Genomic DNA, 24,310 nt, shown 5'->3' with positions numbered 1-24,310 from the left:
GTGGATGCCTATTATACTTACGCAAATCATTAACACAAGCCTAAAAGATACCCACATTGCAAAATCTCGATAAACTATTAAGTCCTTAATAATAAAAAGGCTTAATTAGCCCCTTTTACTAGCGGCACGCCATTATTACCAACTGGAATATAAACCGTTGTATGGTTTGGCGACTCAGCCATTTTTGCCTGCGCGTTTATAGCTTCATGCTGTAAATAATTTGCAGTAAGCGTTGCGTTAATTATTTTTTGGGCTTGGGCAATACCTTTTGCTTCTTCCACTCTTATTTCAGCATCTTTGCGTGCTATTTCTTTTTGTGTTTCTTTCTCTGCTAGTAACTGCTGCGCAGCAAGCTTTTTCTCTACAGCATTTGCGACAATGGCTGGGTAATTAATATCTCCCACTACTACATTTGCTAATTTAAAGGGCGTTGATGATAAATAAGTTTGTAAACGCAAACTAACTTCTTGCGCTATTTGTTCGCGGTTTGTTTTCAGCTCACCACTGTCGTACTTTTGCACAATGTCACGCACATAGGTTCTAAACGTTTCACGCACAAAGCGTTTATACCAGTTCTCAGCGCCATACTCTTCTACAACTGTTTTTACCGAGCCACTTTGAATCCCTATTACTGCATGAAAATCAAATTTTATATTTAAATCATCATTAGCAAGAATTCTGAATGTTTCAGTATACGTATTAGGTCGCATATCAATATTTACCACTTCATTACGAAGTAAAGAAACACCATAGTTAGCAGGTCCTTTCATGGTGCCTTGGTAGCCCCCTTCGCCAAATATTCTTGGTTTTTCGTACACATACCCTTCTTCACCTGCAGGCGTGCTTGGGTTAGTACATGCAGTTAAGCCAAACCCTACAACACCGGCCAAAATGGCACCTTTAACAAGGTTATTGACCAGGTTTTGCATCCCTGAATTTCTTGGTTTCATTATATGTCCTTGGTTATTTTTCTAATACTTTATATACATCACTTAGTAAGCTTGATGCGCCAAACCTAAATGTAGTGGCCTGTAAGTAGTCATCGCCCATAATTGAGCGTGTCAGTGCTAAATATTCCTTTGCATCAATAACAGTTTTAACTCCGCCTGCGGCTTTAAAACCAACAACCTTACCCGATTGTTTAATAGCGCTGAGCATCACGTTTGTTGCGTCAAGCGTTGCATTTATTGCCACTTTACCTGTGCTGGTTTTTACAAAATCAGCCCCGCCTTGAATAGCCAAGTTTGTAGCTTTAGTGATTAGCTCTGCAGTTTTAAGTTCGCCACTTTCTATAATTACTTTTAATTGCGCTTTTGTACCGCAGGCTTTTTTACTTTGAGTTACATACTCCAGCACTTTGCTGTGCTCGCCAGCAATAAGTGCTTTATACGGGATCACTAAATCTATTTCATCCGCGCCGCGCTCAATTGCTATCAGTGTTTCGTTTATCACATCGCTCAGTGGCGCATCACCACTAGGGAAATTTGTTACCGTTGCTACTTTTACATGTTTAAGCTCACGCGCAGCCAGTGCTATTTTTGCATCATCTACAAAATCACTGTAAACGCATACTGCAGCAGGCGTGCCCAATTTAGGGTTAATACTATTTACAAGCTGCTGAATATCACTGGCCGTGTCTGAGGTGTTTAGGCTTGTTAAATCCATAAGCGATACAGCTAAGTGTGCATCGTTGTGTTGTTCAGTCATACGTGATCCCTTTAAGTAGGCGATAAATTAGGTTTAGCGCCATAGTAACAAATTAACGTAATCTCGCTATAGCTCATAACCAAACACTATAAGCACATTATTTTGCGTGTAATGCGCGTTAATCCCCTATAGATTAAGGCTTAAACCTAAAACAACCACCCATTATAACTTTTGGTTATATAAACTTGGTTTTAATTATTTTTTACTTACTAGTGCGCGCTATATTCTGCCCCCTGCTCAATAGCGTTTTATTTTAGATTTTATTTAGAGGTGTTAACCACGTGCAGTATTTACCTATCTTTACCAAACTCGACAACAAACCCGTGCTGGTTGTTGGCGGTGGAGAGGTCGCATTACGCAAATGTCGCGCGTTTTTAAAAGCCCGCGCAAATGTAACCTTAGTGGCACCTTGGTTTTGTGATGAACTAAAAGAACATGCACAAAACAATGAAGTAACGCTTATTGATGCCTATTTTGATGAGTCGCACCTTGATGGCAAAATGCTGGTTATAGCAGCCACAGACTTAGACGAAGTAAACAACAATGTATTTGAGCTAGCTAACGCACGCAATGTATTTGTAAATGTGGTTGATGACCAACCTAAATGTACGTTTATATTCCCATCAATTGTAGACCGTGACCCAATAACCATAGCTATTTCAAGTGCAGGCACCGCGCCAGTACTTGCTCGGCGACTACGTGAAAAGCTCGAAACGTTAATCCCACAACACATTGGCCCACTGGCTACTTTAGTTGGCAGTTTTAGAGACAAAGTAAAACAGCGCTTTAAGCACTTTGCTGATCGCCGCCAATTTTGGGAAGGCGTGTTTGATTCATCAGTCGTAAGCAAAGTGCAAACAGGTAATACCGATGCAGCACAAGCACAACTAGAGCAAATGCTTGATGCCAAAGCCGAGCCAGAAGGCGAAGTGTATGTAGTAGGTGCAGGCCCAGGCGATCCTGAGCTTTTAACACTTAAAGCATTGCAGTTAATGCAGCAAGCCGATGTCGTTGTATACGACTATTTAGTGTCTGATGAAATTATGGAATTAGTACGCCGTGATGCCGATTTAGTTTGCGTAGGTAAGCGTATGGGCGATCACAGTGTAGCGCAAGAAGATACCAACCAAATGCTGGTTGATTTTGCCAAGCAAGGCAAAAAAGTATGCCGCATTAAAGGCGGCGACCCCTTTATTTACGGCCGTGGTGGCGAAGAAGTACAAGTACTGGCTGCCAATAACGTTAATTATCAAATAGTACCGGGTATAACTGCCGCCGCTGGTTGTAGCGCGTATGCGGGTATTCCGCTTACTCACCGCGACCACGCACAAGCCATCCAGTTTGTAACAGGGCATTGTAAAAAAGATGGCCAAGAACTCGATTGGCAATCGCTTGCTAAAGCGCATCAAACTTTAGCTATTTATATGGGCGTTATTAAATCGCCACATATACAGGCTCAGCTTTTAAAACATGGCCGTAGCGCTAATACGCCAGTTGCCATAATCGAAAACGGCACGCGCAAAAACCAGCGTGTTGTTACGGGGCAATTAGGTGAGCTTGCAGATTTAATAGAGCGCAACAGTGTTGTATCGCCAGCATTACTTATTATTGGCGAAGTAGCCGCCCTGCACTCGCAGCTTGCGTGGTTTGGCCAAAACGAGCAAACCAGTAGCTTTGCTCAGCCGCTAACCGGCGTATCAAATACATAATTATATTTTACTTAATCACTTTTAATCATTTTAGTAGGACGACTAACAATGGCTTTAACTCACCTTCAGCAACTTGAAGCTGAAAGTATCAAAATCATGCGCGAAGTCGCCGCTGAGTTTGAGAACCCAGTAATGCTTTACTCTATTGGTAAAGATTCGTCGGTACTTTTGCACTTAGCGCGTAAAGCATTTTACCCTGCAAAAATTCCGTTTCCGTTATTACACGTAGACACCAACTGGAAGTTTCGTGAAATGATTGAGTTTCGCGATCGCCTTGCAAAAGAATACGGTTTTGACCTGCTGGTACACAAAAACCCAGAAGGCATGGCAATGGGTATTAGCCCGTTTGAGCATGGCTCGGGTAAACATACCGACATAATGAAAACCCAAGGCTTAAAGCAAGCGCTAGATAAATACGGCTTTGATGCTGCATTTGGTGGCGCACGCCGCGATGAAGAAAAGTCTCGCGCTAAAGAGCGTGTTTACTCGTTCCGCGATAAACACCACCGCTGGGACCCTAAAAACCAACGCCCAGAGCTTTGGAATACTTACAACAGCCAAGTTAACCCAGGTGAGAGCATTCGTGTATTCCCACTGTCTAACTGGACTGAACTTGATATTTGGCAATACATTTACCAAGAAAACATTGAAATGGTTCCGCTTTATTTAGCGAAAGAGCGCCCAGTAGTAGAGCGCGACGGGACCTTAATTATGGTTGACGATGAGCGCATGCCACTTGCTGAGGGCGAAGTACCACAAATGAAGTCGGTACGTTTTCGTACTTTAGGCTGTTACCCACTTACCGGTGCAGTTGAATCTACAGCCAGTAACCTAACAGAAATTATTGAAGAAATGCTGCTATCTACGTCATCTGAACGTGAAGGCCGTGTAATAGATCACGACTCAGCAGGCTCAATGGAGAAGAAAAAACGTGAGGGGTATTTCTAATGTCTACCAATACTAACGACACCATTAACGAAGTAAAAGAGATTGGCATAGACGCCTACCTAGCACGCCAACAAGATAAAAGCTTATTGCGTATGCTTACCTGTGGCAGCGTAGATGACGGTAAATCAACACTGATTGGCCGCCTACTGCACGACAGCCACCAAATTTATGAAGATCAGCTAGCAGCTCTTCATAAAGATAACGAAAAAGTAGGTAACGCAGGCGAAGAGCTAGACTTAGCGCTACTAGTAGATGGCCTACAAGCTGAGCGCGAGCAAGGCATTACTATTGATGTAGCGTACCGTTATTTTTCAACGGCTAAGCGTAAATTTATTATTGCCGACACCCCAGGGCACGAGCAATACACACGCAACATGGTAACAGGCGCATCAACAAGCGATGTAGCCATTATTTTGGTTGATGCTCGCTACGGTGTGCAAGTACAAACTAAGCGTCATAGCTTTATTTGTGACTCGCTAGGTATTAAACAGTTTGTGGTCGCGATTAATAAAATGGATATCGTTGATTTTGACGAAACCGTTTATGAAAAAATTAAAGCCGATTACCTTAAATTTGCTGAGCAACTTAACGTATCAAACATTAAGTTTGTGCCTATGTCGGCGCTTAAAGGCGACAACGTAGTAACCCGCTCTGCACATACGCCTTATTACACCGACAAGCCATTGCTTGAGCTTTTAGAAGACTCACCAGCGGCCGAAACCGATACCGGCTTTGAAGCACGCTTACCTGTGCAATATGTAGTGCGCCCTAACTTAAACTTCCGTGGTTTTCAGGGCACATTGGCATCAGGTAAATTACAAGTTGGCGATGCAATAAAAGTATTACCGTCGGGTAAAACATCAAGTATTAAAGAAATTGTGACCTTTAATGGCAACCTAGATCACGCAGAGGCCGGCCAAGCAATTACCGTTACCCTCAATAGCGAAATTGATATTAGCCGCGGCGATGTCATTGTGCCGCAAAGCTCAAGTGCAACGGTTACTAATCTTATACAAGCTAAACTTGTGTGGATGCACGAAGAGCCGCTGGTACTAGGTAAAAGCTACAACATTAAACTAGGTAGCAAAAATACATCAGCCGTGGTTAAAAAGATTGACCACACTATTGATGTAAATACCTTAGAGCACGGCACAGCCGATTCACTTCAGCTAAACGAAATTGCCATTGTCACGCTTGAACTAAGCGAAACAATATTAGCTGACGAGTACCACAACAACCATGAAACTGGCTCATTTATCCTTATCGACCGTTTATCTAATTTAACGGTTGCCGCAGGTATGATTGAGCAAGTACTAAAAAGCGAAAAACAAAACAGCGATTTCAGCGACTTTGAAATTGAGTTTAATAGCTTAGTACGCAAGCACTTCCCACATTGGCAAGCGCTTGATATTTCAAAACTGTAAGTATAAAAATGTCTGTTAGGAATATAAAAGCATGGTAGAGCAGCTCGTTTTAACAGGCATTATGCTTACCTTAGTTGGGTGCCTTTTTGGCACCCGCATTAATCCAGCATGGTTATTTGTAAGTGCTATTGGTACGGGTTATTTAACAGGCCTGATTGACCTTGAAAGCATGTTAGTAAACTACGCAAACCCGTCGCTCATTACCCTCGTATTATTAGTGCTGGTTTCAATCGCTATTGAAAAAACCACACTCATACAACAGCTTTCCCAATCGTTATCTAAAGGGAGCTTAGTAAAGTCGGTAACAAAGCTTGGTTTATCAACCGCGTTTTTATCGTCATTTACTAACAACACCGCGGTTGTGGCATCGCTTATCACCGCCATAAAAGACAACCCAAATCATTCACCCTCAAAGCTACTATTACCGCTGTCGTACACCGCTATATTAGGCGGCACCATTACACTTATTGGTACATCAACCAATTTAATAGTGAACGGCTTTGCCGTAGATGCAGGCATGGCGCCACTGGGCTTTTTTGATTTTACCTTAGTGGGCATTGGCGCATTAAGTGTGGGCCTCATTACTATTTTAGTGATGCTCAAATACCTGCCCGACAACGGCAAAAACACGCAAGAGGTTATTCCCTTTTACTTAGAGGGAAAAGTGCAGGCAGGCTCTAAGCTTATTGGCCGCACCGTAGAAGAAAACGGCCTACGCGATTTAAAAGATTTATTTCTCGCCGAAATTATTCGTGGCGATGAGCGTATATACGCAGTAACACCTCAGCAAATTATTAGACAAAACGACGTACTACTGTTTGTTGGCGATATTAAATCGGTACCCTTATTAAGACGCTTTGACGGATTAAAAGTGGTGCACGACAACCACGAAAAAGACATAGAACACTTAGTTGAAGTGGTTGTGAGCCAATCATCAAAGTTTATTGGCAAAACCGTAAAAGAGGCGCGTTTTAGAGAGCAGTTTCATGCCGCTGTTATTGCCATTCGCCGAGGGCATGACCGCTTACAAGGCGGCCTTGGGCAAGTGCAATTGCAAGCCGGCGACTCCTTAATACTCGCCCCAGGTAAAAACTTTTACTCTTTACCTAATTTAAACCGCGAATTTGTGTATATATCGGGGTTTGACTTACAAACACATCTAAAACCTAAACAATCTAATATTGTATTGGCAGGCTTTGCCGCCGTGTTAGGGTTGAGCATTGTAGGTATAGTTCCTTTAGTAAAAGGTCTGCTGGTGTTACTCATTGGCTTATTGCTTAGCGGTACAGTTAAACTAAGCGAAGTAAAACGTCGCTTTCCCATTGAGCTACTCGCCGTTGTAGGCAGTGCCATAGGGCTTGCTAAATTAATGATAGAAACCGGGCTTGCCGGGCAAATATCAGATGCCCTATTTATGGTACTAGGTGATTTTGGCCCTTATGGCGCGTTTATCGCCATATTTTTAATGACCGTATTATTCACCGAGCTTATTACTAATAATGCCGCAGCAGCGCTTTCATTCCCTGTGGCTTACTCGCTAGCAGTGGGTTTTAATGTAGACCCACTACCCTTTATTATGGCGGTAGCGTTTGGTGCATCTGCCAGTTTTATATCGCCGTTTGGGTATCAAACAAACCTTATGGTTTACAGCGCGGGTAACTACCGCTTAAAAGATTACATAACAATGGGCTTGCCCCTTTCTATTATTTATTCAATCACGGTATTAACATTGATCCCGCTCGTATTTCCTTTTTAATACGGGCGCTTACAGTACAAGAGACACCACTATGGATGAAAATATTGTTTGGCATAACTACGCAACCACAAAAGCACAACGTAGTGAGCAAAAAAAGCATAAACCGGCCATTTTATGGTTTACCGGTTTTTCTGGCTCTGGCAAAAGCACCGTAGCCAACGCATTAGAAGCGGCGCTTAACCAGCAAGGTGCGCACACTTACCTGCTTGATGGCGATAACGTACGTCACGGCTTATGTAAAGACCTTGGCTTTAGCGACGAAGACCGCATCGAAAACATACGCCGCGTTGGCGAAACCGCCAAACTAATGACCGATGCCGGCCTATTAGTGCTTACCGCGTTTATCTCGCCATTTAGAGCAGAGCGCGACATGGTGCGCAGCCTAGTCGATGACGGCGAGTTTATTGAAGTATTTATAGATACCCCGCTTGATGTATGCGAAAGCCGCGACCCTAAAGGCTTATACAAAAAAGCCCGCGCAGGTGAGATTAAACACTTTACCGGTATCGACTCAAGCTACGAAGTACCCAACAACCCAGAAATAATTTTAGATACCAGTAAAAACACCCTAGACCAATCGGTTACACAACTGATAACGTATCTAAAACAAAAGCATATTATAGGTTAACCCCAATGAACCAAACCGAGCTACTAGAAGAAACCCTCATCCTTGCCCGCAAAGCAGGCCAAGCCATAATGGGGATTTACGAAAAGGACTTTAACGTTGAATACAAAGCCGATGAAAGCCCAGTAACCGACGCCGACTTAGCAGCTCATAAAGTCATTGTGACAGGGCTAAAACAGCTCACGCCCGACACACCTATACTTAGCGAAGAAAGCGCTGATATAAGCTGGGACATTCGTCAAACATGGAAAAGCTACTGGTTAGTAGACCCAATCGACGGCACTAAAGAGTTTATTAAAAAGAACGGCGAATTTACCGTAAATATAGCCCTAATCGAAAACGGCAAACCTGTGCTTGCTGTCGTTGATGCGCCCGCACTTGGCGTATCGTACTTAGCCAGTAACGACATTGGCGCGTTTAAAGACAAGGGCGATGAGCGCATCGAGCTTAAAGTAACCACCAAACCTAACAAAGGGTTAATCCGCGTGGTTGGCAGTCGCTCGCACCCATCACCCGATTTAGCCGGGTTTGTAAAACGCTTTGACGACGTTGAAATGGTCTCAAAAGGAAGCTCACTAAAATTATGCTTAGTTGCCGAAGGCAGCGCTGATATTTACCCGCGCTTAGGCCCAACCTGTGAGTGGGATACGGGAGCTGGCCATGCTATTGCTGAAATAGCCGGCGCTAAAGTAACCAAGCTCGATGGCAGCCCGCTTATTTATAACACCAAAGATGAGTATTTGAATCCGTATTTTGTAGTGAGTGCGGTGGAAGAGTAAGAGCTGCGAGCTTCGAGCTGTTAGCCACGAGCAGCTCGATGTAAACCTAAACACCGTAGGTTGGGTTGAGTGGAACGAAACCCAACATCTTTAAGTCATGCACTTTAAGCAGGCACCAAGAAATCTGAATTTTCATTTACAGTAAGATAGCTTAAGCCACGAGTAATTGACCCTGTAACTAATCATGTCCAGCATTCTATTTAAAAAACAATTTCACCACCGAGAGTACAGAGTCGCTTCGCTACAAAGAGGTTTGAGACCTAAGCTATAAACAATAACTCGTAATCCCGCCTAAGCTCAACTCTAACTTACTCTTCTGATAAACCTAAATTATTGATGACTTTAATTTTCTGATCTTCTGTAATATCTTCATGCTGAAAACATTGAATTTTGTTTTTTAAGTCTACTTTTTGATCTGTCGTAACTTTTAGTAGGTGCTGTCGAAAATAAATAGCTTCAGGTTCAGCAAACTTAGCATTATTTATAAGGAGTAATGTCGCATTTGCTGAAACACTAGCTAGACAAATACTTAAAATATTTTCCATCCTCTTTTCATCAAAGTTGAATTTTGAGTCATCGAATTGTGTAAATACCAAATAATGTATTGTTAACTCAATGGATTCCATATTTAGTTGGTCTAAGTTTTCAATTAAAAACTTTCTGAAATCTATATTATGCGTAAAGCTTTTGGCTTTTTCAGCGATCTTCCGGCGATCTTCTGACTCTTCAACATCAAAATAATCACCTTTAGAATCTTTTGAAATCCTTAATTCAGGTAATTCTTGGCATATAAAAAGGAAACTGTAATGCCAAGTAAGAATCCGGAATAACAGAGCTTGAGCAGACTCAATTTCAGCTAGTTTATTTAACACTTTTTCAAAGTGACCTTCGATAACAATTGTTTGTAATAGTGTATCTTCAAAAATACTAGGATGTGAAAATAGACCTGATTTTTCAGCCTGTTTATTGTCTAAAATTGCAAAGGCTAATGACTTTCTCTTGTTCTTATTTTCAATATCGTCACCAGATCCAAAGATACCATTAAAACGCTCAAAGCTAACTAACCAACGATGATCTATACATATACGATTGGCCAGTTTTTCAATATTCTCAGGGAGTATCGTTTTAAACTCTTTCAATACCTCTTGGTCTCTAAGCTCATTTTCAGGGACGGTTTCCAGTAATACCCGCTTTAAATAATCAACAGAGTCTGGTTTTACACCTAAATGTTGCTCGTCACTATTTTTACTCCCCTTTAAACCATTTCCGCTTTTATCAGTTATATCTTCTATAAGATTTAATAACTCCTTAAATAAAGCATTGTAAACATGCGTAGCTTCACTATTTGTAAAATCAGCTATCAAGTTTGAGAGGGCTTCATTTATTGTTTTCTGCTTTCCATCTTCTACTTTACCATTAATTAAGCTTGTGTAAGAGTTTGCAAATGCATTGAATAACACAGGCTCAACCTCACGTAATGTAGTGAGTAATAACAAAGAGCCAAAATCAACCTCTCCCAATAACTTTTCTTTAGTCCAGCACTTACTTACACGTCGCATCACTCGCTTCAAAACTCGAATTGAGACTATAAAGTTATTAGAAATAATTGCTGGCTGATAAAAAGTCTCATGAAAAGCAAATGGGTTTTGCTCAAAATATTGTGCAGAACTACTTATTGATGAATGTGGTAACAACATATCATTATCGAATATTTTACTTGTGCACAGCTTTGCCCAATTGCACAGTACTCTTTTGAAGTCTTGGGATACTATTGTCTCTGTATGATCAGCAACTTTACTTAAAGCTACAGCGTACTCTAGCTTGTCATTACCCATAGCGACGATGAAATTGATATGACTCAAATCTCGATCTTTTAATCTATCCAGCAATGCAGCTATATCATTTAGCCGTTTTTCGTTTTCATCACCCGTACCACGGTCAACATCTTGTAGGGTGATCAGTAATTTGTGGTTGGTAACTTCAAGAACCCCATTAAGTTTTTGAAAGCTTTGCTCAATATCAATTGGGCCCGCGAGTAGTGTGGAGGCAAATTGAAATATACCGCCTCCTGACTTTAGCGCTTCAGTATAATGTTTAGGTAACGCACGAAAGGCGCACATATCAATATGCTGACTGATATCATCAATAATGTTACTGAGCACTACATGCGCGACACTGTCGCTGGCTGCGCCCCAAGTTGATATATCGCTGTGTATCCAAATACTCTCTTTTTCAGAGTTTTTTGCTAAATCATTCACAATACTTTCGACGATACTGCTTTTTCCGCAACCGTATGGTCCACATAGCGCTATGTGCTGCGCCAAGTCTTCTTCATAATCATCACCGCCGTTACGTAGCCGCTCAGTAATACGCTTTGCATAAACCTGCAAGTCAGGCTCTAATTGCCCTGTGTTTTTAATAATTGAATCATCTTTAAACCATCGTTGAAAATCCTCTAAGCTCTCAAGCGTTAGTTCAGCTTCTTGTTTTGATTCGACTTTCGACTCTGCGCTAGATGCTTTTAGTTGCTCACATAGCAAATATACCGACATGACCAAATAAGCAACTGCTATACAAAAGAACACCCAGAATGCTTGCTCTGTTTCAACTAAGCTTATTGCAGAAAATAAATAAAATGCTGATACCGTGCACAGTACGACTGAAAATATGGGATTTTTTGTATACAGTTTAGTTTGATAGATAATAGTCGCTGCAGCAGCTAAAAAACTCAGTGACAGAAACTTGAAACTTACAAATGCATGAGCAGTTAATTGAGCTAAAATTTCATTGGAATAACTTACATACACATAACTAACAATGAAAAATAATCCAAACAATACACTCATTGTCACTGGCGGATATCGCCAGTTAAACCTAATACTGCGTTTAGCGTGAGAAATGTAAAACCTATCCAGCAGCAGTTTTATGCCAATACCGGCTAAAAATGCGCTGCTGTAATGCAAAACCGGATTTGTATTTAAAATAGCGCTCCAACTTGAATATGCCTTTTGTACAAAACCAACTTTGCTTAAAAACACAGTAATTGTTGTAGCAGCCATTGCGCACAATAAAAGAGAGAGCCAACGCATGGTTGTAATGGGGAGTGTTTTAACTTGCGACAACTTAATATCCTTATCAATACGTTACCTAGCCAGTGTATATCAATTAAACATTATTGAATAAGCAAGTTTAAGAAATAAAGTCGCCTCTTGGCTTTACCGCTCGAATGACGCTATGGCGTGTTGGGTTTCGCTTCGCTCTACCCAACCTACAACTGTGCTGGTTCGGGTATTTGTTTATTTTTACAGCGCTGTTTCGTATTCATGACACTTTTGGTGCAACGGCGTCTAATTAATTAGTCTACAAAACCCCTCAAAACATGAAACTTTTAGCTAAAAACTATATTCTTGCGCGCGATTATTATTTAAATAATGGATGAGCACACACATGACACCATCACAAGATGCAACGCTTTCAAATGCATCAACAACAGGTGAACACACACCTACTTCTAAATGGAACCTGCACGATACGCAGTGGACGTTAAGCCTTTTTGGTACCGCCGTTGGCGCGGGCATTTTATTTTTACCTATTAACATTGGTATAGGTGGTTTTTGGCCGCTTATTATTATGGCGTGTTTAGCCTTTCCAATGACCTTTTTAGCACACCGCGGCTTAGCCCGCTTTGTGTTGTCGTCTAAAAACAAAGATTCAGATTTTACTGATGTTGTTGAAGAGCACTTTGGTGTAACGGCAGGTAGGTTAATCTCTTTATTATACTTTTTGTCTATATTTCCCATTTTGCTTATTTACGGCGTAGGCTTAACCAATACCGTTGATAGCTTTATGGTGAACCAAATGGGCCTTGAGTCACCTTCTCGCGTGTTGCTTTCGGGTGTATTAGTTGCCGGTATGATTAGCCTAATGATGGGCGGCGAGCGCTTAATGCTTCGCGCGTTCGCTATTTTGGTCTATCCGCTTGTGGGGATTTTATTTTGCTTATCGCTCTATTTAATCCCTAGCTGGCAAATGCCTGATATGAGCCTACCTGAGGCGGGCAGCTTTACTAAAACGCTGTGGTTATCTATTCCTATTATTGTGTTTTCGTTTAGCCATGCGGCGGCTATTTCAAGCTTTGTGAACGTGCAGCGTGGGCATTATGGCAATCAGGCCACTAATAAGGCTGAGGCTATTTTAAAGCGCACTAGCTTACTACTTATTGTATTTGTACTGCTGTTTGTATTTTCGTGCGTGCTTTCGCTTACTAGCGAGCAAATGGCTGCTGCTAAAGCGGCTAACGTATCGATTTTATCTTACCTTGCTAATATCACCAGTAACTCGTATATCGCGACCCTTGGGCCGCTGGTTGCCTTTATTGCGATTACGTCATCGTTTTTAGGGCACTTTTTAGGTGCACGCGAAAGCTTTACCGGTTTGGTGACTAAGCAAACCAGCTTAAGTGCTAAAGTAGCCGACAAAATTGGCGTACTCATTATGTTTTTTGCTATTTGGTTTTGCGCGGTTAAAAACCCAAGCATTTTAGACATGATGGATCAGCTATCAGGCCCTATCATTGCGATGATTTTATTTATTATGCCAATGATTGCCGTATACAAAGTGCCTGCGCTGAGTAAATACCGCAACCGTTTAAGTACCTTGTTTGTACTTGCTGTGGGCTCACTGGCCGTATGTGCGCTTATTTACAGCATGCTTAATTAAGCGAGTTGCTATAAATGCCCCACATAAAAAATGGCGCTCACTGAGCGCCATTTTTAATACAACTAACTTGCTTTTAAACTAATTTATTCTGCGTCTGGTAGGTTACGACCGTAGAATATCTCCTGCATTTCGCGGGTTAGTTTAGAGCGAATTTCTTCTTCTTCCTCATCCGACAGCTCATCAGTAGATAGGCCGAACAGGTAAGTGTTTAAGTCGGTTTCTTTTAACATCATTTTGGTGTGGAACAGGTTTTCTTGATACACGTTCACGTCCATCATTTGGTACGCTTCTTTGGTATCTTCTGTCATGAAGTTTTGAATCGAGTTAATTGCATGGTCAATGTAGTGTTTAACGCCGTTTACATCGCGGGTAAAACCACGTACGCGGTAATCAATAGTTACTACGTCTGACTCAAGGCTATGAATTAAGAAGTTTAACGCTTTAAGTGGCGAAATAATGCCACAGGTAGATACTTCAATATCAGCACGGAATGTACAAATACCATCATCAGGGTGCGCTTCTGGGTAGGTATGTACACAAATGTGGCTTTTATCTAGGTGCGCAACAACAGAATCTGGTAATGGGCCTGGCGCTTCGTCAGCATCGTAATTTTGCTGCTCTTCTACCGGCTCTTCCGAAACCAAAATAGTCACACTTGCGCCTTGTGGTTCATAATCTTGGCGCGCCACATTTAAAATGTTAGCACCAATAATATCAACAACATCACCTAGTATGTCGGTTAGTCTATCTGCACTGTACTGCTCGTCGATATATTCAATATATTCTTTACGTTGTTGCTCGGTCTTTGCGTAGCAAATGTCGTAAATACTAAAGCTTAAACTTTTGGTTAAATTATTAAAGCCATGAAGTTTAAGTTTATCGAAGGGTTTGTTCATGATAAACCAACCTATAAATTAGTGAAATCTGCACCTGCAGAATGAAAAGTTCGCGGATTTTATACGAATTTTCCTCACGGAAAAAGCGTTATTTTACCTGTTCTTGCACAACTTCGTGGCTGTGGGTAATTTCTACTGTTTTATCAAGCATTAAAGCAACAGAACAATACTTTTCAGCAGAGAGCGAAACCGCACGCGCAAGGTGTTTTTCTGAGACATTATTGCCTGTAACAACAAAGTGTAAATTAATTTTAGTAAATACACGAGGCGCTGTTTCGGCGCGCTCTGAGCTTAGTTGTACTTGCACATCAGAAAAATCTTGTTTGGCTTTTTTTAAAATACTTACAACATCTACCGACGAGCAACAGCCTACCGACATAAGTACCATTTCCATTGGACTTGGTGCAGCGCTGTCGCTACCGGCATCAAAAACTACATTATGATTAGAATTAGAACGGCCAATAAAGGTGTCGCCTTCAACCCATTTTACATTTGCTTGCATGTGTTTATCTCTAAAAAAATTTTGTTGATTGTATAACAATCTGCAACGATACGTGAGCGCTGAGATTAAATTTAGTGGTGTTATTAATAAGGCGAGAAGTAATAGAAGCGCAGTCATTAGGTCATACTGCGCTGTGTTAACGGGTAACGTTAAGAGGTTTGTGTTACCGCGTTATCAAATAAGTTTTTAATAAGCCCAGCAAACTCATCTATAAATGCGTGTTGTTCAACCGTAACAGGTTGTGAGGTTATGCTGCTTAGTACTTCTTGTAAGTCGTAAACAATACCGTCTACCTCGCGCACTATTTGGCTGCGTTGTTCAGTATTAAGATTAGTATGTTGTTCACAAATTAGCATAACGTTATGCGCTATTACATCTTCTATGAGTTCCATAACGGTAGGGGCACCGGGTTTGATTTCGCCTGGCTTCTCAAATAACGCTAAATTTTGAGTTAGATACATGATCAAGTCATCGTACCCTTGCCTGTCTAAAACCATTGTGATTTTCACCTTTGAATAACTAATTGCATAGATTTAAGCAGAAAGCGCCACTAATTACTAGCTTTGCGCGATACCAATACAAAAAAAGCAGCCTAAGCTGCTTTTCTAATTCTTTATAACTACAAATAGAACAGTAATTAATCTATTTTTAAGCCTGGGCTTAGTGTTGCTGGCATCGTTACTTTTTCAAGTTCTACCGAAGCAACAGGGTAGGCACAGTAGTCGGCTGCGTAATATGCGCTTGCTCTGTGATTTCCTGATGCGCCAATACCACCAAATGGGGCTGCACTTGATGCACCTGTAATTGGGCGGTTCCAGTTAACAATACCGGCACGAATACGACGTAAAAAGTGATTGTAGTCGGCTTCGCTGTCGCTTAATAAACCTGCTGATAAACCAAAGCTGGTATCGTTTGCTTTATCAATTGCGTGGTCAAAGTCATCAAAGCGGAACACTTTTAATAATGGGCCAAAGTGCTCTTCATCTGGGAAGTCGCTAATTGCTGAACACTCAATAATACCCGGTGTTACAAAACCAGTATTGGCTGTGTGCTCAAGCTCTACTAGTACTTCACCGCCAAGCTCAACCAGCTCGTTTTGTGCTTTTACCATGCCTGCTGCAGCCGCAGATGAGATCATAGAGCCCATAAATGGCTGATCTTCATCATCGTAGTTGCCTACTTTAATGGCTTTAGTTGCAGTGATAAGGCGCGCTAAAATGTCATCGCCTTGCTGGCCTTTAGGTAAAAATACTTTACGAGCACACGTACAACGTTGGCCGCTTGAAATAAACGCCGATTGAATAATATCGTGTACCGCGGCTTTAGTATCTGCCACATCTTTAATAATCAGTGGATTATTGCCACCCATTTCAAGCGCTAAAATTTTACCCGGCTGACCTGCAAACTGCTCATGTAAAATATGACCAGTACGCGAAGAACCTGTAAAGAATAAACCATCTATGCCTTTATGCGCAGCAAGGGCTTTACCTGTTTCTACTTCACCTTGAACAAGGTTAATTACACCGGCAGGTAAACCGGCTTTTTCCCATAGTTTAAGCGTAAGCTCAGCAACCATTGGCGTAAGCTCTGATGGCTTAAATACTACTGTGTTACCGGCTAAAAGCGCTGGCACAATGTGGCCATTAGGTAAGTGCCCAGGGAAGTTATATGGGCCAAATACGGCAACTACACCATGTGGTTTATGACGGATCATCGCACGCCCTACCGGCATAGCGTTTTCAACGTCGCCAGTGCGCTCTAAAAATGCTTTTTCAGAAATGGCAATTTTACCTACCATTGCGCCCGCTTCTGTACGCGTTTCCCACAGTGGCTTACCGGTTTCTTGGGCAATCGCTACAGCAAGTTCTTCGCTGTGCTCTTTAAGTGTTGCTGCAAAGGTTTTAACTATCTCTAGGCGCTCGTTAAAGCTTTTATCTGCCCAGCTGTAAAATGCTTCGCGCGCCGAATTCACCGCGCTATCTACTTGCTCTGCAGTCGCTGAAGATGCCTGCCAAATAACGTCGTTATTTGCAGGGTTTACTGAATTAAATGCGTTGCCTTGGCCTTGTGACCACTGACCATTAATAAATTGTGCAGGATGAGTCATTATACTTTCTCCTTAATTAAACTGGGGTTGCGCTTACGGTGTCGCCCGATTGTAGCTGTAGGGCATCGGCTATTTGTTGCGATAAAATAAGGCTGCTTGCACGCTCATCAAAGCTAAGCGCTGCAACCGTTGCACGGTAATCTTCTAACTTGCCGTTAGCAAGCAGTACCATGGTATCGCCCGATGCTTCGCCTATTTCTACTTTAAAGTCTTTTGCATTACGAATAGTGGCAATGTTATCTACTTTTGCTTCTACTGTTGGGCCCGCATCAAAAATATCGACGTAACCGTTGAAGGTAAATCCTTCATTTTTTAATAGCTCAATAGCTGGGCGTGTGTTGTCGTGTACTTTACCAATCACCGCTTGAGCGTCTTTGCTAAGCAAGTTTACGTAAATTGGGTACTTTGGCATTAGTTCAGCAATAAACACTTTTTGGCCTATACCTGTTAGGTAATCGGCGGTAGGAAAGTCCATTGAGAAAAAGTGCTCTTCTAGCCACTGCCAAAACGGGCTGCTGCCGTTTTCGTCAGACACGCCGCGCATTTCTGCTATTACTGTTTGTGCAAAACGCTGCTCATGTTGTTTTATAAACATAAAGCGCGCTTTTGAAAGAAGTTTACCGTTACAGTTTTTACGATAGCCATCTTTCAAAAATAAGGTACATAGTTCTGTCGCGCCGGTGTAGTCGTTACATAGGGTTAAAATATCAACCGCTTTGTATACATCTAACGTGCGTGATGAGTGAATTACTTTACTTAAGTGGTAATGATAAAACGCATCATCAAGCCCTACTGCAGCTTCAATAGCTGAAGTACCGACTACTTCACCGGTTTCGGTATCTTCAAGAACAAACAGGTAGCCTTCGTCACCAGGTTGTGACGTTTGTTTAGCAAATGAACTTACAGAATGGTCAATTTTCTTTTGCAGTAACTCTTCGTTTAACGGCAAAGATGTAAAACCATGGCCCGATTCGTGGGCAATTTTTAATAACGCTGCGTAATCATTTTGCTGGATTGGGCGAAGGATCATCATGAGTCCGCTTGCTCCCTTATCAATAACGGTAAATAGAATATGCAGGGCAAGCAGGCTTGCCCTTAATAAGGTGGTTTAACGCGCTTAAGCGTTTACTACGCTTGCTACTGCTTTTTCAAAACGCGCCATACCTTCGCGAATATCCGCTTCGGTGATTACTAACGATGGCGTAAAGCGTACTACATCAGCACCCGCTACAAGCGACATAAGCCCTTGCTCGGTAGCTGCTACTAAAAACTCTTTAGCACGGCCTTTGTATTGCTCGTTAACGGCTGCACCAATTAATAAACCTTGGCCACGAATTTCGCTAAATACGTTGTATTTTTCGTTTACCGCGTTAAGAAGCTCGTTAAATAATGCTGCTTTTTCTTTTACGCCCGCCAGTACTTCAGGGGTATTTACAGTATCAAATGCGGCTTCAGCTACTGCACACGCCAGTGGGTTACCACCGTAAGTAGAACCGTGAGTCCCTACTTTTAAGTGCTGAGCAATCTCAGTAGTAGTTAGCATAGCGCCAATAGGGAAACCGCCGCCAAGAGCTTTAGCTGACGTTAAAATATCAGGCACTACGTTTAAACCTTGGTATGCGTATAGCTCACCAGTACGGCCAACACCTGTTTGTACTTCATCAAAAATAAGCAGTGCATTGTGTTTAGTACATAGCTCACGAACGCCTTGTGCAAATTCGTCAGTTGGCGAAATAATACCGCCCTCACCTTGCAGTGGCTCCATCATTACGGCACATGTTTTGTCGCTAATTAGCGCTTCAAATGCAGCTAGGTCATTGTAATCACAATGTACGATGTCGCCTGGCTTAGGACCAAAACCATCTGAGTATGCAGCTTGCCCGCCTACGGTTACGGTAAAGAACGTACGACCGTGAAAGCCTTTGTTAAATGAGATAATTTGTGATTTTTCAGCACCAAATTTATCAAGTGCAAAACGACGTGCTAATTTAAGCGCGGCTTCGTTTGCTTCTGCGCCTGAGTTTGCAAAGTAAACTTTTTCAGCAAAGGTCGCATCGACCATTTTTTTAGCTAAACGCAGCGCAGGCTCGTTAGTCATTACGTTTGATAGGTGCCAAATTTTTTCGCCTTGCTCTTTTAATGCACCTACTAATGCAGGATGGCAATGGCCAAGACAGTTAACAGCAATACCACCGGCAAAGTCGATATATTCTTTACCTTGTTGATCCCATACGCGAGAGCCTTCGCCTCGAACAGGAATAACGCTTGAAGGCGCGTAGTTAGGAACCATTACGTGATCAAATAATTCGCGATTGACTGTCATTTTTTTTCCTCTTAATTGTGAGCAACACAAAACATCAAAATAGGTGTTTGGTTATAAATGTAACCAAGATATTTACGCACTAAATAGCAAAAGGTTGAGCGTAAAACTGCCTTGTGGTTCAATTTTCAGGCGCTCATTATTTCAGATATTTGTGGTGCTGTCTCGTTAAAAACTTTCATGCAGGCCTTTAAAATAAAGGCCTTGGGATATTATTTCATAGATAGTGAATAACTATCTGCATAGAAAATAAATGCCATTTTTTAATACTTATGCGCCTGCGCAGTGAGTCGCGCCTTACATTAAGTGCTTAAAGCGAGGTGTGCTTGGGGAGATGTTAATGAATGAATAGTCGCAAAAAAATTAACAAAAAATTCAATAGTTAATGAAAATTTGCCGCCACCAACGGCAATTTACCGATATAAGGACCAGCGAGTAAGCTGCTTTTTAGTCAATTTGAATAGCAAGGTTGGTAAAATTGCTTGTTTCGAGGGCTTTTAGCTCATTTTTAGTGAATTGGTGATACGAAAACCACGCCTGCATTTCATCTTGTTCAATAAGTTGGTGCTGTTTTAGATTTAAATACTGCGAATAGCATCGCGCTTTAAGCATGACTTCACTCATAGGGAAAACATCACTACTTTGCTCGATGCCGTGAACAAGTTGCGCCATAACATGATTAAACGGCAAAAACTTAAAAGCCATTTTTCGAATAACTTTAGCACTTAACTCAAGCGACTTATTACTTAACAACGTGGTTAAAAATAAGGGATCTGGCTTTAGCTCCAACAATGCCGTGTGTAAATCTTTTTGCTGTGCTTCGCGTGCTATTTGCACTTTGCGTTGCCATACCTGTTCAAAGGTTTTTAAGTACAAGCGTACTAAGGCAATACGCCCAACATCTATAAGCATGCCCAGTGTAAACGCATGTACAGGGTTTACATCGTTAAGCTCTGCAATTTTTTGCGCCGCAATTGCATTGGCCATGGCGGCATCGCGCAGGCGGCGCTTTAATAATGGAAATGGCTCTGTGCTGTGTGGCATCCAATGGCGCATAGCAAAAGTAGGAATTACCAATTGTAAGTTATCAAGGCCAATATAGCGCAGTGCAAGTGCGGGGCTGTCTACTTTAACTGAGGTACTTTTGCTGCGCTGCTTTCGGTAGTAAGGCAGGTTTACCAATGACACTAATTCGCGGCCAAGCCAACTAGAATCATTTACCAATGGCTCTAAACGCCCAACACTTGCCGACTTAACCGCCAGTATATCTAGCATGGTAGCAACGTTATCTTCTATGCCTATGGTGTTTTGAATAACAGCATCCATATCTTCTAATTGCTTAAATATGGCTGTTTCTATTACTTTATGAAGTTGCTTGCTCGCTTGTGCTCGGTACTTATGATGCGCGGTGCTACTTTGCTGGCGTTTATGCTGTGCGGCAACTTCTACTTCTAATAACGTGCGTTGCTTCATTGGTTCACCATAATCAATTTCCAGCGTATGAATAAAGCCAATTTGTTGATGTGCAAAACTATGGCCAAGCAGCAAGTCGTGAGCACGCTGGTCAAGCATTGAGGCTATTCGCTTTTGCGACGCAAGTTCAGTCATAAAGTCCATTCAGTATAAGTATTACCATTCGGTGGTTACTGTAAGGTTAGAAGCGAGATAAAAAGTTAGCAAGCAATTCGAGCCCTTGAGTTGTTAAAATAGCCTCGGGATGAAATTGCACGCCTTCAAGAGCAAGCTCTGTGTGAAGTAGCCCCATAATTTCGTCAAACTCACCTTGCTCGGTTTGGCTCCATGCTGTAATGGCTAATTCACTCGGTAAACTATGTTTTTCGACCACCAGCGAGTGATAACGACACACAGTAAGCGGGTTTTCTAAACCGGTAAATACCCCCTTATTATTATGAACAATAGGTGAGGTTTTACCATGCATGACTTGCTTAGCACGTATAACCTTGCCCCCTAGCGCTTGCGCGATGGTTTGATGCCCTAAGCAAATACCCAAAATAGGGTAAATGCCTTTTAGCTGCTCAACGACATTGAGTGACACGCCCGCTTCGTTTGGCGAACAAGGCCCCGGAGAAATAACAATATGCTTGGGGTTAAGTTGCTTAATTTGCGCAACAGATATTTCGTCATTACGCTTTACCAGCACCTCTTGGTTTAAGCGCTGAAAATATTGTACTAGGTTATAAGTAAACGAATCGTAGTTGTCGATCATCAACAGCATTACACAACGACCTTATTTAATAATGTAGTGCTCTTTGCTCACATGTGCGGCTTGTAAAATGAGCGATAGAAGCTTTTATAGGGCCATTCTATCACTAATAATTACCCAACATACATTAGCAAAACGCCTTAAAAACTTACGCCTTTAGCTAAAAATTCTTCAAATTCGTTTGCTGGTATTGGCCGACTTAACAAGTACCCTTGAATTAGGTCGCAGTTATACTCTTTTAGTTTTTCAAGTTGGGCATGCTCTTCTACGCCTTCGGCGATAATATCGAGCCCTAAGTTTTTAGCTAATTGGCAAATACTCAGTACTAAAGCCTGATCGCGTGTGTCAGTGGCCATATTGCGCACAAACGACTGATCTATTTTTAATTTATTTACCGGAAAACGCTGTAAGTAACCCAGCGACGAATAGCCCGTACCAAAGTCATCAATTGATAAGCTAATACCCAGTGCACTCAGCGCCTGCAGTACTGAAATACCAAACTCTTCATCGTCCATGATGGCGGTTTCGGTAATTTCTAGCTCAATTAAATGCGCGGGCACGTTAAAATTTGCCAACCGCTGTTTTATGCTTTGCACAAAGTCTTGCTGTGTAAATTGCCTTGCCGATATATTAATAGCCAAGCGGATATTTAAGTTTTGCTGATGCCATTTTTTAGCTTGGGCAAAGGCACTATCAAGTATCCATTCGCCTAATGGCAATATAAACCCGCTGTGCTCGGCAATAGGAATAAACTGCGCCGGAGAGACAAACTTCCCATCATCAAACCACCTAATTAAACATTCGCAGCTGTTTATGGTTTGCGATTTAAGGTGCATTTTAGGCTGAAAATAAAGCTCAAACTGTTGCTTTTCAATGGCGGTATCAAGGCGCCGAGCAATATGCAGCTGCTGTGCGTGCTTAACTCCGCTTTCGGTATCAAAATAAGCGTAGGGAATATTACGTTTTACCGCCTCTTCTAAGGCAATATTGGCGTGCAGTAGCAGCGTTTTATAGTCATTACTGGTTGGGTAGCGTGTTACACCGCAGTTAAAGCTCATACGCATTTCACCGTACGGTGTGCTAATAGCTTGGCTTAAACGGCTTTGTACGCCTTTGAGTAAGTCATCTAGGGTTGTTGAGCAATCTTGCTCGGTATAAATAACCACAAAGTTAGCATCGGCAATGTGGTAGAAGGTCAGTTTGTTTTTGCTTTTTAACTGCTGAGAAAATTTATTAGCGCTGCGCGATAAGTGCATAGCAAAGGCATTTATACACTCGTTAGCCCCCGATAAGCCATATTGCTCAAGCAATAGCTTAAAGTGGCTTACATCAATCAGCATTAAACTAAAAGGCTGCTCAAGCGAAATTAGCTCATTGGTGTATGTTTCTAAACTGGCTTGGTTAGGCAACTTTGAATACGGGTGGTGAAAGGCTAAATACTCTAATGAGCGCTCTGCCTCAAATTGCTCTGTTACATCGCGTATGTGTATATCAAAGGCATCTATTTCTTGCAGCCAATGTATTTGGTAAGTGAGGTAATGGTTATCTAGCTGTGTATAAAAACGCTCAACATGACTAGCCGACTGCTTAGTATCTATTAGTTGCTGCTTTATATTAGGGCTTAGTAATGCAATGGGCGTACTGTGTTTATCGCTTACATACGCTTTATGCATAGCAATAGCGGCAGGGTTACAGTAGTTAAGCTCAAGGTTGGCGCTTAAACTCACAATTGGGTTAGGGTTGCGCGTTGGAAATAGCGCTAAACGTTCGTTACGGGTACTAAGTTTTATAAATTTAGATGCGTAACGCCCTGTATAAATGCTTACCAGCACTATGGCAAACGTAAACAAAAACACAATATTGACTGTGGTGTGCAGGTTGCTTTCGGTGTCTTTGTAGCCGCTATCAACCGCATTTGAAATAACCGTTTCTGCATTTGTTAAGTGTCCCATCACTTGGGCTTGCAGTTCGGTGAGTTGCTCTAGTTGCTCTCTGGCTAAATCCCAACTAGTGCTGCTGCTTGATAAGTTTTCGTGTAATTTAAGTGCTAAGTCTAAACCACTTTTAAACTCATCACTTAAGCTGCTTTCTAGCGCTAATGTGCAGTGGTTTTGATCTAGGTTTTTTATTAGTGCAAGTATACGTACATGGTTTTCTAAAAAGTCGATTAAATAAAGTTCACGCTTACTCGTTGCGTAATACTCATATAATAAGCGCTCTTGCTTTACTAGGTAGGTTTCGATTAATCGAATATCGCGCAGCGCCGGAATTTGTTGTTCCATTAAGGTCGATGAGGTGCGCTTAATGGTTTCTGCCTGATAATAAACCATTGCAGACAGTACACAGCCTACCAGCACAATACCGATATAAAACTGCTTAGCTTTACTGGCAAATTTATTAGTGAATATTTTCATATAAACGCTTGCTCTGACCCTGAAATATTAACAACTCATTTTAAAACGTAATTATATACGATTAATAAAAGCACTATTGTTTATATTTAGTTATAAAAAAGGGTGCGCAAACGTTAATCAGGCGGGCATTAAAAAAAAGAAAGAGGCCGGCGAGGATGCCGGCCTTAATGATACCAATCC

The 24,310-nt window shown here is 41.8% G+C and carries 19 protein-coding genes; 7 read left to right on the top strand and 12 right to left on the bottom strand.

The features are described 5' to 3' along the window. Nucleotides 1–101 precede the first annotated feature (101 nt). The gene (locus PAT01_RS16925) at nucleotides 102–950 is read right to left on the bottom strand and encodes an SPFH domain-containing protein (protein WP_029774147.1); all 849 of its coding nucleotides are present in this window, start codon (nucleotides 948–950) and stop codon (nucleotides 102–104) included. A gap of 13 nt (nucleotides 951–963) precedes the next feature. Then, nucleotides 964–1,707 (bottom strand): deoxyribose-phosphate aldolase, encoded by a 744-nt coding sequence (deoC, locus tag PAT01_RS16920; protein WP_154945864.1) that lies wholly within the window; start codon nucleotides 1,705–1,707, stop codon nucleotides 964–966. A gap of 281 nt (nucleotides 1,708–1,988) precedes the next feature. Between deoC and cysG the strand changes: the two genes are divergently transcribed. From cysG to cysQ, 6 genes are read left to right on the top strand one after another with little or no spacing between them, the layout of a single operon-like run. Further along, entirely contained in the window at nucleotides 1,989–3,416 is a 1,428-nt protein-coding gene (gene cysG, locus PAT01_RS16915) for a siroheme synthase CysG (RefSeq protein WP_024032043.1), read from the top strand. A 48-nt stretch (nucleotides 3,417–3,464) separates the two neighbouring features. Then, on the top strand, nucleotides 3,465–4,364 hold the full coding sequence (cysD, locus tag PAT01_RS16910) for a sulfate adenylyltransferase subunit CysD (RefSeq protein ID WP_004588199.1): 900 nt from the start codon (nucleotides 3,465–3,467) through the stop codon (nucleotides 4,362–4,364). Then, nucleotides 4,364–5,788 carry a sulfate adenylyltransferase subunit CysN gene (gene cysN / locus PAT01_RS16905; protein ID WP_024032042.1) on the top strand — a complete coding sequence of 475 codons (1,425 nt, stop codon included), beginning with the start codon at nucleotides 4,364–4,366 and terminating at the stop codon, nucleotides 5,786–5,788. The genes cysD and cysN overlap by 1 nt, the downstream gene beginning before the upstream one ends. 31 nt (nucleotides 5,789–5,819) lie before the next feature. Then, nucleotides 5,820–7,544 (top strand): SLC13 family permease, encoded by a 1,725-nt coding sequence (locus tag PAT01_RS16900; RefSeq protein ID WP_004588197.1) that lies wholly within the window; start codon nucleotides 5,820–5,822, stop codon nucleotides 7,542–7,544. A 31-nt stretch (nucleotides 7,545–7,575) separates the two neighbouring features. Beyond that, nucleotides 7,576–8,172: an adenylyl-sulfate kinase gene (cysC, locus tag PAT01_RS16895; protein WP_024032040.1), complete on the top strand. Its 597-nt coding sequence runs from the start codon at nucleotides 7,576–7,578 to the stop codon at nucleotides 8,170–8,172. 5 nt (nucleotides 8,173–8,177) lie between these two features. Continuing rightward, on the top strand, nucleotides 8,178–8,948 hold the full coding sequence (gene cysQ / locus PAT01_RS16890; RefSeq protein ID WP_154945863.1) for a 3'(2'),5'-bisphosphate nucleotidase CysQ: 771 nt from the start codon (nucleotides 8,178–8,180) through the stop codon (nucleotides 8,946–8,948). A gap of 308 nt (nucleotides 8,949–9,256) precedes the next feature. Here the strand turns inward: cysQ and PAT01_RS16885 are convergent, their stop codons facing one another. Next, nucleotides 9,257–12,070, bottom strand: coding sequence for a P-loop NTPase fold protein (locus PAT01_RS16885; protein WP_154945862.1), 2,814 nt, complete (start codon nucleotides 12,068–12,070; stop codon nucleotides 9,257–9,259). A gap of 325 nt (nucleotides 12,071–12,395) precedes the next feature. Between PAT01_RS16885 and PAT01_RS16880 the strand changes: the two genes are divergently transcribed. Beyond that, nucleotides 12,396–13,667 (top strand): aromatic amino acid transport family protein, encoded by a 1,272-nt coding sequence (locus PAT01_RS16880; protein ID WP_004588194.1) that lies wholly within the window; start codon nucleotides 12,396–12,398, stop codon nucleotides 13,665–13,667. 83 nt (nucleotides 13,668–13,750) lie between these two features. On the opposite strand, the gene speD is transcribed toward PAT01_RS16880, so the two are convergent. The 9 genes from speD to PAT01_RS16835 form a co-directional block, all read right to left on the bottom strand. Next, entirely contained in the window at nucleotides 13,751–14,563 is an 813-nt protein-coding gene (speD, locus tag PAT01_RS16875) for an adenosylmethionine decarboxylase (RefSeq protein ID WP_004588193.1), read from the bottom strand. 88 nt (nucleotides 14,564–14,651) lie between these two features. After that, complete coding sequence (locus PAT01_RS16870) at nucleotides 14,652–15,065, bottom strand: OsmC family protein (RefSeq protein WP_004588192.1); 414 nt, start codon at nucleotides 15,063–15,065, stop codon at nucleotides 14,652–14,654. A gap of 149 nt (nucleotides 15,066–15,214) precedes the next feature. Continuing rightward, nucleotides 15,215–15,562, bottom strand: coding sequence for a DUF3802 family protein (locus tag PAT01_RS16865; RefSeq protein ID WP_004588191.1), 348 nt, complete (start codon nucleotides 15,560–15,562; stop codon nucleotides 15,215–15,217). Nucleotides 15,563–15,702: 140 nt separating this feature from the next. Next, nucleotides 15,703–17,172 carry a succinylglutamate-semialdehyde dehydrogenase gene (gene astD, locus PAT01_RS16860; RefSeq protein WP_029774138.1) on the bottom strand — a complete coding sequence of 490 codons (1,470 nt, stop codon included), beginning with the start codon at nucleotides 17,170–17,172 and terminating at the stop codon, nucleotides 15,703–15,705. A 16-nt stretch (nucleotides 17,173–17,188) separates the two neighbouring features. Further along, the gene (gene astA / locus PAT01_RS16855) at nucleotides 17,189–18,205 is read right to left on the bottom strand and encodes an arginine N-succinyltransferase (protein ID WP_004588189.1); all 1,017 of its coding nucleotides are present in this window, start codon (nucleotides 18,203–18,205) and stop codon (nucleotides 17,189–17,191) included. A gap of 84 nt (nucleotides 18,206–18,289) precedes the next feature. Then, nucleotides 18,290–19,495 carry an aspartate aminotransferase family protein gene (locus PAT01_RS16850; protein ID WP_154945861.1) on the bottom strand — a complete coding sequence of 402 codons (1,206 nt, stop codon included), beginning with the start codon at nucleotides 19,493–19,495 and terminating at the stop codon, nucleotides 18,290–18,292. Nucleotides 19,496–19,939: 444 nt separating this feature from the next. Then, on the bottom strand, nucleotides 19,940–21,100 hold the full coding sequence (locus tag PAT01_RS16845) for an HDOD domain-containing protein (protein ID WP_024032033.1): 1,161 nt from the start codon (nucleotides 21,098–21,100) through the stop codon (nucleotides 19,940–19,942). 46 nt (nucleotides 21,101–21,146) lie between these two features. Next, complete coding sequence (locus tag PAT01_RS16840; RefSeq protein WP_154945860.1) at nucleotides 21,147–21,728, bottom strand: anthranilate synthase component II; 582 nt, start codon at nucleotides 21,726–21,728, stop codon at nucleotides 21,147–21,149. A gap of 128 nt (nucleotides 21,729–21,856) precedes the next feature. Continuing rightward, the gene (locus PAT01_RS16835) at nucleotides 21,857–24,130 is read right to left on the bottom strand and encodes a putative bifunctional diguanylate cyclase/phosphodiesterase (protein ID WP_154945859.1); all 2,274 of its coding nucleotides are present in this window, start codon (nucleotides 24,128–24,130) and stop codon (nucleotides 21,857–21,859) included. Nucleotides 24,131–24,310: the final 180 nt, after the last annotated feature.

The organism is Pseudoalteromonas atlantica (assembly GCA_007988745.1).
GTDB classification, from domain to species: Bacteria; Pseudomonadota; Gammaproteobacteria; order Enterobacterales; family Alteromonadaceae; genus Pseudoalteromonas; species Pseudoalteromonas atlantica.
The sequence above is the reverse complement of the archived record's forward strand: the minus strand, read 5'-3'. Positions and strand labels throughout refer to the sequence as shown.